The organism is Streptomyces sp. NPDC004327, from assembly GCF_042873935.1.
In the GTDB taxonomy this organism is placed as follows: domain Bacteria; phylum Actinomycetota; class Actinomycetes; order Streptomycetales; family Streptomycetaceae; genus Streptomyces.
Map to the genome: position 1 here is coordinate 715,374 of NZ_JBIAME010000004.1, position 12,170 is coordinate 727,543.

At 73.7% G+C, this 12,170-nt stretch carries 7 protein-coding genes; 3 read left to right on the plus strand and 4 right to left on the minus strand.

Annotated elements, in window-relative coordinates:
- Positions 1-54: 54 nt before the first annotated feature.
- The 3 genes from ACFYU9_RS17480 to ACFYU9_RS17490 all read right to left on the minus strand — a co-directional run bounded on the left by ACFYU9_RS17480 (position 55) and on the right by ACFYU9_RS17490 (position 5,801).
- Positions 55-2,259 (minus strand): germacradienol/geosmin synthase, encoded by a 2,205-nt coding sequence (locus ACFYU9_RS17480; protein ID WP_389345278.1) that lies wholly within the window; start codon positions 2,257-2,259, stop codon positions 55-57.
- Between the two features lie 172 nt (positions 2,260-2,431).
- Complete coding sequence (locus ACFYU9_RS17485) at positions 2,432-4,396, minus strand: N-acetylmuramoyl-L-alanine amidase (protein ID WP_389345279.1); 1,965 nt, start codon at positions 4,394-4,396, stop codon at positions 2,432-2,434.
- Between the two features lie 274 nt (positions 4,397-4,670).
- Positions 4,671-5,801 (minus strand): aminoglycoside phosphotransferase family protein, encoded by a 1,131-nt coding sequence (locus ACFYU9_RS17490; RefSeq protein ID WP_389345280.1) that lies wholly within the window; start codon positions 5,799-5,801, stop codon positions 4,671-4,673.
- 237 nt (positions 5,802-6,038) lie between these two features.
- Between ACFYU9_RS17490 and ACFYU9_RS17495 the strand changes: the two genes are divergently transcribed.
- Complete coding sequence (locus ACFYU9_RS17495) at positions 6,039-7,529, plus strand: hypothetical protein (RefSeq protein WP_389213844.1); 1,491 nt, start codon at positions 6,039-6,041, stop codon at positions 7,527-7,529.
- Between the two features lie 193 nt (positions 7,530-7,722).
- Here ACFYU9_RS17495 and ACFYU9_RS17500 read toward each other — a convergent pair whose 3' ends face one another.
- Positions 7,723-9,183: a PP2C family protein-serine/threonine phosphatase gene (locus tag ACFYU9_RS17500; protein WP_389213847.1), complete on the minus strand. Its 1,461-nt coding sequence runs from the start codon at positions 9,181-9,183 to the stop codon at positions 7,723-7,725.
- 210 nt (positions 9,184-9,393) lie between these two features.
- Between ACFYU9_RS17500 and ACFYU9_RS17505 the strand changes: the two genes are divergently transcribed.
- Positions 9,394-10,893 carry a hypothetical protein gene (locus ACFYU9_RS17505; protein WP_389345281.1) on the plus strand — a complete coding sequence of 500 codons (1,500 nt, stop codon included), beginning with the start codon at positions 9,394-9,396 and terminating at the stop codon, positions 10,891-10,893.
- On the plus strand, positions 10,890-12,125 hold the full coding sequence (locus ACFYU9_RS17510; RefSeq protein ID WP_389345282.1) for a pyridoxal-phosphate dependent enzyme: 1,236 nt from the start codon (positions 10,890-10,892) through the stop codon (positions 12,123-12,125). The genes ACFYU9_RS17505 and ACFYU9_RS17510 overlap by 4 nt, the downstream gene beginning before the upstream one ends.
- The last annotated feature ends 45 nt before the right edge of the window (positions 12,126-12,170 follow it).

The following is a 12,170-nucleotide window of genomic DNA, read 5'->3' on the forward strand; positions in this document are numbered from 1 at the left end:
CATCGGACCGTGACGGCCCCCCCGGCATGATGCCGGGGGGCCGTCACGCTGCTTTTACGGTACGAGGGAGCCGTACATCGTCGCGAGCCGCGCCGCCTGTGTGCCCAGGCCCTGCGGGCCCCGCCGCGCCAGCGAGGTTCCGGCGCCCGCGTGGACGTGCTCGGCAGCGTAACGCCCCGTGCTCCGGTGCCAGTTGAGGAAGCCGGCGAGCCAGTCCTCGAGGCCGCGCAGATACGCGCCGAAAGCCGCCCGGCCCGCCGCGTCGAGCCCGAAGTCAGCGTGGAGCAGGGGCACTTCGCTCTTCTTCAGGTGCTCGTACTGACGCAGCCGGCCCCGCATCAGGTCGTCGGTCATCGACACCGCCGCCGGGTAGTCGCAGGCGAAGAACTTCTGCACCACGAGCAGCAGGTTGTGCAGGTCGCCCTCGACCTCGATCTCCTTCTGGTACGAGAACAGGTCGTTGACCATCGCCCCGTAGTCCATGACGGTGCCTTCCAGGGCGCGTACCGTGCCCGAGCGGAGCATCTCCGGTGGCAGTGACGTCGTGTGCCGCAGCCGGGTGAGCAGCAGCATCATCTCGGAGCCGAGGGTGCTGCGGCGCATCTCGATGTAGTCGACCGGGTCGGGCACCCGGTGCTGGGCGGTGTTGAACAGCTCCCACAGCCAGCCGTCCAGCATGTCGTCGGCGGCGCCGCGGAACCGGGCCAGGGCCGTCTCGCCCATCGCTTCCGCCGAGCGCGCCCACAGGTCGGCGAGCCCGCGCTCCAGCGGGTTCAGCGCTCCCGCCACACCCGCCGCGGCGGCGGGGCGCCCCAGCGGCATCAGGGACTTGAACCGGTCGTTCTGCCGCTTCGCGGCGGCGAGGTTGCGGGTCTTGCCGAAGACGAGCGTGTAGTAGTCGTCCGCGTAGGTGCCCCAGGTGACCCAGTCCGTGCCGAACTCGAGCTCCTCCGGGCTCGCCTCCGGGTCCATTCCCGCCGACAGGAGCGCGAAGTCGCAGCGCTCCAGCATCGGACGGTCCCAGAGGTCGTTCAGATAGCCCATGCGATCGGCCCAGTCGGCCGTGTGCCGCGCCGCCTGCGCGTAGTGCGGGTTGAGCGTCAGCGGGTACGGCAGGTCGAAGTCCGGCAGGAGCGACGGACCGACCTTCTGGTGCGGCTGGTGGGTGAGCGCGCGCACCCGGGCCTCGGCCGGGCGCCCGAAGAGGTTGCGGATGTCGAAGACGCCGGTGCCGAGCCCCCGTTCGAACGGCGAGGCGTCGCTCACCAGGCCCTCGTTCATGTAGCGGCTGGAGCGCATGTGCCACTCGTGGCCGCCGGACTGCCAGTCCTGGAGTCCCTTGGTGTACGCGGCGATCGCCGCCGCCTCCACCGGGCCGAGGCCCTGCTCGGCGCAGAGCGCGGGTACCTCGGTCAGGGCCGTGTTCTCGAACTGCTGGATCCGCGAGGTCAGCAGGTCGTTGACGGAGTCCGCCGCCTCCTGCGTCGTGCAGCCGAGGAACTTCTCCAGGACCAGCACGCCGTTGCTGTTCTCGCCCTCCTGCTCCACCTCCCGCTGGTACGAGAAGAGGTCGTTGCGCAGATGGACCGCGTCGGAGAAGGCGTCCCGCAGCACGCGCAGCGGCCGGGAGTACGCCACCCGCTCGGGCACCTCGGCGCCCGCCGCGTACTCGACGAGCCCGGCCGACCAGGGCGCGCCGCCGACCTTGCGGCGCATCTCGATGTACTCGACGGGGTTGGCGATCCGGCCCTCGTTGATGTTGTCGAGCTCCCACAGGGACTCGTAGAGCAGATGCTCGGTCGCCTCGGCGAACCGCACCCGCCACGCCTCCGACATCGCCGGCACCGTCCGCCGCCACAGGTCGGCGAGTCCGGCCTCGACCGGGTTCTCCTGCTCGGGCGTCCCGGCCGCCGGATCGGCGGGCATGAAGCGCGGCAGCCGGTCGAGATAGGCCTTGGCGCCGGCCCGGTCGCCGCTGTACTTGAAGGTCTCCAGGAAGTGGTCGTCGAAGAAGAAGACCCAGGTGTACCAGTCGGTGACCAGCGACAACACCTCGGCGTCGCAGTCGGGATGGGTGTAGGAGCACAGCAGCGCGTAGTCGTGCGCCTGGAGGTCCGTCTCCTCCCAGACCCCGGAGCCCTCCAGCATCCCCATCGCGCGCGCCCACGCGCAGGTGTGCGTCCGGGCCACCTCCACATGGGGATTGAGCCGCGCCGGATACGGAACATAGAAGTCCGGCAGAACGAAGGGCTGAGCCATGCGAGGAGGGCCTTTCGACGAGCATGCTGGCAGTTGTCCGGCCGAGCATTACCCGTCGATCACCACGCCCACGCGAACACCGGAATAGTCATACGAACGGCAGGGGGTGCCGTCCGGACCGCGTTCCCGCCACGGTCCGGCGGCACCCGCCGGAACTTGCCCGCGCCTTCGCTCAGGCGCGAGAAACCCGCACGTCAGCGGCCTTCACGAAGGCCACTCGATGGCCGAACTGGATCTCGTAGTACTCCTCCTGGCCGCGGACGACCGCGTGGCGCGAAATATCGAACGTCGGTGCGTAGAGGTACTCGCCCGGGGTGCTCCCGCCCACCACGTACCGCTGCCCGGCGAGCAGCTTGTACGGCAGCGGCGACACCGCCTGCACCGGCACCCCGGCCGGATAGGCCGCCGCCTCCGGATACGCCCGCCCGTACACCGGCACCGACGCCAGGCCCTCCTTCGGGGTGAGCACCGCGCCGCGCGCGTTCACCGCCGTCGGCTCCTCCTTCGGGTTGTGGAACCACGCCTTCTGACCGAGGTACCAGATCGCCGTCCAGTCGCCCCGCCGCTCGGCGACCGCGAAGCTCTGGCCGGTGGACGCCCGCGCGCCCGTGTCGTTCACCCCGGTCGTCGAATCCTGCCCGCCGGGCCGCAGGCCGATGTCCTTCACCAGCGGCGCGTCGGAGCTCGCGGCGGTGTACAGGCGCACGGCACCGCTCCCGTGCGGCGCGCACGCCTCCCCGGCCGTCACGCACCCCGTGTACACCGGCTGGTGCGACGCGTAGTCCGGCCGGATCGTCACCACGCCCGCGTCCGGGCCCGCGCTCGGCGTGATCGGCCGGCCGAGCAGCTGGAAGTAGTGCGCCCAGTCCCAGTACGGCCCGGGGTCCGTGTGCATGCCCTTGACGGACGACGTGGTCGGCCCGGGCACGTTGTCGTGACCCAGGATGTGCTGCCGGTCCAGCGGGATGCCGTACCGTTTCGCCAGATAGCGCACCAGGCGCGCCGACGAGCGGTACATCGCCTCCGTGTACCAGGAGTCCGGCGAGGTCAGGAAGCCCTCGTGCTCCAGGCCCACCGACTTGGCGTTCAGGAACCAGTTGCCGGCGTGCCAGCCCACGTCCTTCAGCGCCAGGTGCTGCGCGATGTGCCCGTCCGAGGAACGCAGGGTGTACTGCCAGGACACGTACGTCGGATCCTGCACCAGCTTCAGGGTGGTGGCCCAGCTGCCCTCGGTGTCGTGGATGACGATGTAGTCGACCGACTGCGAGGCCGGCCGGTCCGCCTTGTCGTGGTTGCCGTAGTCGCCGTCCCCGAACTCCTCGTACGGCGCCGGGATCCACTCGCACGCCACCGACTCCGGGCACTCCACCGGCCCCTTGGCGGGCGCCCTGAGGCCGAGGGCCGCGACCTGTCCGGTGGCCGGGGCGACGGCCGGATCGGCCTCCAGCGTCACCTGCTGGCCGCTGTCCGTGGTGCGCGACTCGCCCGTGCGGATCACGTCGAAGACGTCGTCCGCGTACGTGACCGCCGTCGCCGCGTCGTCCGCGCCCGAGTAGCGCGCCACCGCCCCGTACCAGTCGGCCGGGTCGGCGCTCGCCGGCAGCCCCGCCGCGCGCTGCGCCGCGGCCAGCAGCGCCGCACCGCCGTCGATGTTCGCCGCGGCGCTGGTGCGCAGTTCCTCGGCGGGCCGGCCGGTCAGCTCGGCGGCCCGGTCGAGGGTCCGCAACCGCGCGGGCGGCACCCCGCCCGTCATGTCCGGATCCGGCACCGGATCCGGCGCGGCCCGCGGCACCCGGGGCGCCCGCGCGTCGTCGCCGCGCGCGTCCTCCGTGCCGTCGGCGTGGCGCGGCTCCCCGGCGAGCGCCGTCACCGCGTCCGTGAGGTGCATGGGACCGTAGCCGCCGGTCACGCTCGGCGCGCCGCCGTGCGTGTCCCAGCGCGACTGCAGGTACGACACGGCGAGCAGCACGCTCTGCGGCACGCCGTGGCGCTCGGCCGCCACCGCGAACTGCCGCTGCAACGAGCCCGCCACCGGCCCCTCGGCCGAGGCGGTGGCGGTGGCCGAGGGCGCGCCGGACAACAGGGGGAGGAGCAGGACGGCGGGTGCGACACGTCTGAGGGACGTGGAACGGAGCAAGGCAGCCTCCAGGGAGCGGGGGGTGAGCGGGGGCGTGCGGGACCGAACCCGTACAGGGGTAGCGGCTCCCGGACGATCCGTCAATCACCCGCTCAGGGCGGCGATTTCCCATGTCAGAGGAGTTTCGCGGGGGCGGCGCGCCCGCCTGCGGCGCGTCAGTGGCATGGACCAATGGTCCCTGAAGGAGGCCCTGGGAAGAGCGAAGCGCCGCGCTCCCGGTGTGTCGGCACCGGGCGCGCGGCGCGCCACCCCCGTTCCCCGTCCGCCGGCCCGCTCAGCGCGTGCCGACCGCCGCGCGCACGGCCCGCCGTGCCATGGCGCAGTCGTCGTGCAGCCGCCGCAGCAGCAGCCGCTGCTCCTCGCCGGGCGAGACCCCGCCCGCGGGCACCGGGACCGATCCGGCCGGCGGCGCCTCCCGGATCGTGCGCTGCACCGCCGTCTCGTACGTACGGATCTCCCGGGTCAGCACGATCATCAGGTTCACCAGGAACGCGTCCCGCGATGCCGTGCCCGCCTGCTGCGCCAGCTGGCTGATCTGGCGCCGGGCCAGCGGCGCGTCGCCGAGCACCGCCCACAGCGTCGCCAGGTCGTAGCCCGGCAGGTACCAGCCCGCGTGCTCCCAGTCGACGAACACCGGCCCGGCCGGCGACAGCAGGATGTTGGACAGCAGGGCGTCACCGTGACAGAACTGCCCCATGCCCTGCCGGCCACCCGCCTGCGCGAGCCCGTGCAGCAGCTTCTGCAGGTCGTCCCGGTCCCGGTCGGTGAAGAGCCCCAGCTCGTGGAAACGGGCGATCCGCGCCCCGTAGTCGAGCGGCGCGTCGAACGTCCCGGCCGGCGGCCGCCAGGCGTTCAGCCGGGCCACGGCGCCGAGCGCGGCGCGGACGTCCGCCCGGGGCGGCGCCTCGACGGGGTGGCGGGTCAGCGCCGCCGCCCGCCCCGGCATCCGCTCGATGACCAGCGTGCAGTTCTCCGGGTCCGCGGCGATCAGCCGCGGCGCGCGCACCGGGGGACGGTGCCGGACGAAGGAGCGGTAGGAAGCTATTTCGTGCCTGAACCGCTCGACCCACGCGGGGGAGTGGTCCAGTAAACACTTGGCGACCGCGGTCGTCCGTCCGGTCGTGCCCACGATCAGTACGGAACGTCCCGACCGCCGCAGCACCTGCACCGCGTTGAACTCCGGGCAGATCCGGTGGACGGACGCGATGGCCATGCGCAGCTGGGCGCCCTGGGGGCCGGACAGATCGATTCTCCCGGCGGCCGGCTGGACGGTGCTGCCCGCCCAGCGCCTCGGCCGCACCGCTCCCGGCGTCGCGCCAGGGGCGAGGTACGGTCCGGAACCGGCCGGGAGGGTGGGGTGCAGGGGCCGGGGAGGGGCGGACACGGAGGACGATGCTGTGTACATGGAGGAGACAGATCCCTTCGTGCGCCGACGAGTTGCGTGCGTCGCCCCGCCCGACCGACCGAACCGCACCCTGGGGTAAATGAGGGCCGGTCGACGGGGCGGGGTGGCGCGTTCCTACCTGACACCCGCGCGTGGGTGGCGGAACATCGGGCGCACCCTGGCGAACCCTGGCGAATAGTCGCCAGCCCTATGACAGCGGGCTACTGTCAACTCAGCCGAGAACCTGGGGGCTTTGACGTGACAGGACACACCAACACCCGCCTGGCGGACCTCTTCGGCCTGGCCGGATGGTCCAAGGGCGAACTCGCGAGACTCGTGAACCGGCAGGCGGCGGCCATGGGCCATCCGCAGCTGGCGACCGACACCTCGCGGGTGCGGCGCTGGATCGACATGGGGGAGACCCCGCGCGATCCCGTGCCCCGGGTGCTGGCGGCGCTGTTCACCGAGCGACTCGGCCGTGTCGTGACCATCGAGGACCTCGGGTTCGTACGACACGGGCGCGCCGGAAAGAGGCGGGACGTCAGGAACACCGACAACCCTGACGGGCTGCCCTGGGCGCCCGAGCGTACGGCAGCGGTCCTCACCGAATTCACGGGAATGGACCTCATGCTCAACCGACGCGGCCTGGTGGGCGCCGGCGCGGCACTCGCCGCCGGCTCCGTACTCACCAACGCCATGCACGACTGGCTCCACACCGACCCCGCACGCTCCGGCGCAGCCCCCCGCGCCATGGATCCCCTCCACGCCGACCCCGCCGGGTACGACCGCTACGAGGCCGCCCCCATCGGGTCGGAGGAGATCGAGGCCCTGGAGCGCTCCGTGGAGGTGTTCCGCGCCTGGGACGCCTCCCGCGGCGGCGGCCTGCAGCGCAAGGCCGTGGTGGGCCAGCTCAACGAGGTGGGCGGCATGCTCGCCTACCACCACCCCGACCATCTGCAGCGCAGGCTGTGGGGCGTGGCGGCCAACCTGGCCGTGCTCGCCGGCTGGATGTCGCACGACGTGGGCCTCGAACCCACCGCCCAGAAGTACTTCGTCATCGCCGCGCACGCGGCCCGCGAGGGCGGCGACCGGCCGCGTGCCGGCGAGGCACTGTCCCGCGCGGCCCGGCAGATGGTTCACCTGGGCCGGCCCGACGAGGCGCTCGATCTGATGAAACTCGCCACCTCGGGCGCGGGCGAGCGGCTGCTGCCGCGCACCAAGGCCATGTTCCACACCATCGAGGCGTGGGCGCAGGCGTCCATGGGCCGCGGCCAGGCCATGCGCCGCACGCTCGGCGAGGCGGAGAACATGTTCGTCTCCGACTCGGGCGAGGAGAAGCCGAGCTGGATGCAGAACTTCGACGAGGCCGACCTGCACGGCATGCAGGCGCTCGCCTACCGCACGCTCGCGGAGCACGACCCGGCCGCCGCGGTCCCGGCCCAGCGCCACGCCAAGCTCGCGCTCGAACTGCGCAAGCACGGCCACGACCGCTCGAAGCTCTTCGACCACATCTCGCTCGCCTCGGCCTGCTTCATCGCCGACGATCCCGAGCAGGCGGACCGCTACGCGCGGCTCGCGCTGGTCTCCATGGGCGACACCTCTTCGCACCGCACCTGGGACCGGCTCCGCGAGATGTACCGGCTCACCGGCCACTACGCGGGCTACACCAGGATCGAGGACCTGCGGGAGGAGATCGAGACGGCACTCCCGAAGGCCCCGGCCAACCGGCCGCGGACCGGGGAGGCGTGAGGCGCGCGGCCGTCACGGGTCGTCGCAGGTCCACGCTGGGAAGTCACCGCAAGGGGCGGGGTCGCCGGGGTCCGGGGAAGGGGTCAGCGGCGCGCGACCGCGGGTGCGGGGCGTGCTCGTCGTACGGGTCAGGGACCGGGGAGTGCCTGGTCGAGGCCGCCGGCCGCCGGCCGTCGGGCCGCCGGCCCGGTGGTCAGTGTCCGGTCCCGACCCGTACGACCATCACACAGGCGTCGTCCTCGCGCGGACCCTCGCCGAACTCCTCCACCACCGAGCGGACGCAGTCCTGCGCGTCGCGTGCGGTGGCGAGGCGTGGGGCGAGGGCCAGCAGGCGCTGCGTACCGGTGTCGTCCAGGGCGTCGCCGGTGCGGGTCAGCCCGTCGGTGTGCAGCAGGAGCAGGTCGCCGGGGAGCAGCCGCGTCTCGGCCTCCTCGTACACCGCGCCGGCCGTCGCCCCGAGCAGCACCCCGTCCGGCCGGCCGAGGGCGCGTCCCGTCCCGTCCCGGAACAGCAGCGGGGCGGGGTGGCCGGCCTGGGACCAGGTGAGGGTCTGCGCGGCGGGGTCGTAGCGGCAGCACATCGCGCTGCCGAGGGCGGGCTGGACCGAGGTCTCCAGGAGCTGGTTGAGGTGCCCCATCAGGGCACCCGGCCGGATCCCGGCCACGGCCATGCCGCGCAGCGCGCCGAGCAGCATCGCCATCGAGGAGGTCGCGGCGACGCCGTGCCCGGTGAGGTCGCCGACCGTGAGCAGCGCATCCCCGTCCGGGAGCGCCAGCGCGTCGTACCAGTCGCCGCCGATCAGGCCGGTCGTCGCGGCCGGCAGATAGAGCCCGGCCACGTCGAGCGGGGCCGGGCCGTCGTGGGCGAAGCGGAGCGAGCCGCGCCACGGCGGCAGCACGGCTTCCTGGAGCTCGACGGCGACCCGCCGCTCGGTGTGCTCGATCTGACGGTGGCGCTGGAGGCTGTCGCGGCTCTCTCGGACCGCGCGCTCGCTGCGGCGCAGCTCACTGACGTCCCGTAAGACCGCCCACATGGAGGCGGTGCAGCCGTCGGCGTCGAGGACGGGCTCGCCCGTCATGTGCACCGTGCGGACCCGGCCGTCGGTGCGGACGATCCGGAACTCGCCGTCGATCGGCTTCCCGTCGATCAGGCAGTCCGTCACCATCGCCTGGAGCACCGGCTGGTCCTCGGCGAACACCATCGAGGGCAGCTCGTCCAGGGTCATCGGGCCGCTCTCCTCGGGCCGTCCGAAGATCTGGAACAGCTCCTCGGACCAGTGCGCGTCATCGGTGAGCAGGTCCCACTCGGCGCTGCCGACGCGGGAGAGCAGGGAGCCGGTGAGCCGCGGCTGCGGCACGGCCGGCTCGGCGTACGCGGCTGCGGCGTCGGCCGGGTCGGCGAAGCTCAGCGTCGTCTCACCGGGCAGGCCGGCCTTCAGCTGGCCCAAGTGCTCGTCGAGGTCGTCCAGTTGGTTGACGGCCAGATCGCACAGGGCGCGCTGCCAGCGGTTGTGCGGGTCGTCCTCGTTCACCACCGCGTCCCGGCGCACCGCGTCCACCCCGCCGCGCAACCGGCGCGTCTGCTTGATGAGCGCGTCCACCGCACCCGGCTCAGGCGGCTGGGCGGCACGGTCCGCGAACAGATGGGACGGCATGTCGTACTCCGATGCAGGCAGGCGACGTGGCACGGCCAGGTCTGGAAGGAAAGCCCGGGTAAGACTTTCGCACAGCCCGGGACACGCCGTAAGGGATTTGGCAACACTCGATACGGTGGTGCTTCTGGCATATGTCAAAGGCCCAGCGGCGATCCGGACACACCCCGTCCGCATTTCGGCCACGCGGCCACGCGTTACGGTGCAGGGGTGGTGAGCGACGAGGTGAACGCGGTGGGTACGGCGGTATTGCTGGCGGCGGCGCCGGCCGGACGGGGCCGGGCGATGGACGCGGCGACGGTGCTGCCCGCGCTCGCGGCGGTGCCCGCGGGGGCGCTCACCGGCACGCACACGGCGACGGTCGTCGAACTGGCGGACCCTCTCGACCCGCAGGCCGTCCTGACCCGGCTGCGCGCCGCCGCGGCCGGCCCGGGTCCGCTCACGCTCTGCCTCGCGGGCCAGCTCCAGCTCGACCGCCGCCAGCGCCTGCCGCACCTCGCGCTCGCCCGCAGCACGCCCTCGACCCTGCGCTACACCGGCCTTCCCTGGCACTGGCTCGCCACCGAACTCGCCCCGCGCCGCCCCGGCACCACCACGGTCGTCGCGGACCTCGCCGCCGACCCGGAACTGTGGGAGCGCCTCACCGGAGCCGGGCCCGGACTACTCGAACTCCCTCCGACCGTAAGCCTCTTCGCCCGGATCACCCCCTTCCCGCGACGTGGCACGCTCAACACGCCCGACTATCTCCGCCACTTCGCCGAGGTGTGGCGCTCCGGTGCGCGCCCCGCGCTCGCCACCCTGCACGAGGAGGCGGGCGTGGCGGCGAGGACGGCCGGTCAGGAGACGGCGATTCTGCTGGGCGGGGGCGGGGCCGACACGCCGATCGGTGCTCCGGCCGGCTTCGGGGCGTCGACCGGCTTCGGAGCGCCGAGGGTGCCGGGCCAGCAGACGGGCCAGCAGACGGGGCAGCAGGAGGCCGCTCGGCAGACGGGGCAGCAGCCGGGACACGCCGAGCCCGCACACGCCGAGCCCGCGCACGCCCGGGCCCAGGAGCCCGCCCCGAGCGCCTACGGCGCGTCGCGCCCCCAGGCCGACCCGCCGCCCGCACCCGTGGCCGCGTCCGTACCGACGCCCGCCCCCGCGCCCGTACCGACGTCCGCACCCGCGCCCGAGTCCGCACCCGCCGCCGTCGTGCCCGTACCGACGCCCGCCTCCGCCGCCGTACCCGCCGCCGTCGTGCCCCCGCGCCCGTCGCGGGCTCCCGAGCCCGCCGTGGGCGATGCGCCGCCGAGGCCCGGTGGTGACGTGGACCCGCATCCGGCGATCCTGGCCGCGGCGATGGCCGGGCGGCACGGTGAGGCCGCCGCCATGGCCGCCGCGTGGGAGAGCGACGCGCTCAGGCGGTACGGGCCCAGGTCGGGGGAGGCGCTGCACTGGGTGGAGGTGCGCGCGGACCTGGCGCGGCTCGCCGGGGAACCGGCCCGGAGCTGCGAGCTGTGGATCGCCGCCGCGCAGGCCCGCCTCGGGCTGCGCCAGGAGCCGCACGAGCCGGACGTCGAGGGCGCGGTGGACCGCGCGCACCACCAGTGGGAGCAGATCACGGACCCGGCCCGGGCCCGCGCCCTCGGCCCGGCGCTGGTCGAGCTGCGCCGCCGCGTTCCGGGCCGACACGCCGGCGCGCTCGCCGCGCTTCAGCGCAGGATGGGCACATGAACTCCCGTACCGAGTACGTCGATTACCGGTCCGCCGGCTCCCTTGCCACCGCCCAGCGTTCGCTCCGCGACCCGGACGTCCGTCATCCGCTGTGGCCGCCGCTGACCGCGGGCTGCCCCGTCACGTCGACCGGCACGACCGCGTACCCGCTCGACGTCGACTACGACTACGACCGCGTTCCCGCCGACCTCTTCACCCGTCCGGCCGCCCACGGCCTGGAACGCTGGGCGCCGCTCCTGCCGCCGCTCGTCGCGCCCGGCCTCGGCGAGGGCGACACGCCGCTCGTGCCGCTCTCCGACGGCGTCTGGATCAAGGACGAGTCCCGCAATCCCACCTGGAGCCACAAGGACCGGCTGAACCGGGTCGCCGTGTCCGCCGCCGTCGCGTCCGGCGCGCGCGGGATCGTCGTGTCCTCGTCCGGCAACCACGGCGCCTCGGCCGCCGCGTATGCGGCCCGCGCCGGCCTGCCCTGTGTGCTGTTCACCTCGCCCACCGCCCCGCCGGCCGTCGCCTCGCATGTGCGCGCCTACGGCGCGACCGTACTGACCGTGCCGCCGGCGAACGTCCGCCCCTTCATGCGCCGGATCGTCGACGAACTCGGCTACCAGTCGGTCAGCAGCGTCACCGACACCGCGCACACCGGCCACCCCTTCGGACCCGAGGGCTACAAGACCCTCGCGTACGAGATCGCCCTCAGCCTCGGCCGCGCCCCGGCCGCCGTCCATCTCCCCACCGGATACGGCGAGTTGCTCTACGGTGTGGCCAAGGGATTCCAGGAGCTGGCCCGGCTCGGCGTCACCGGCTCCGTGCCGCGCGTGTACGCCGCCGAACCGTCCGCCGCGGGCGCGCTCACCACGGCCATGCGCACCGGCGCCGACACCGCCCGCGTCCCGGCCGGGCCGACCGCCGCGTACGCCATCGACTGCGAGATCGGCGGCTACCGCGGCGTCGTCGCGCTGCGCGCCACCGGCGGCGAGGCCCGTACCGTGACCGATCCTCAGATGATTGCCGCCCAGGCCGAGTTGGCCGCCCAGGGCCTGTGGTGCGAGGCCTCCGCGGCGGCCGGCCTGGCGAGCCTGCGCAGCCACGGCCCCAAGCCGGCCGACGAGGACGGCCCCGTCGTCTGCGTCGCCACCTCCAGCGGCTACAAGGACACCGCCACGGCCCGGGACGCCCACGCGCCGATGGATCTGGCGTGGGAGGACGTGAAGGCGCTGGTCACGGGGGCGTGAGCGCCGCCTCGCGCCGTCGCCGGGAGGCCCGGGCGCCTGGCATCA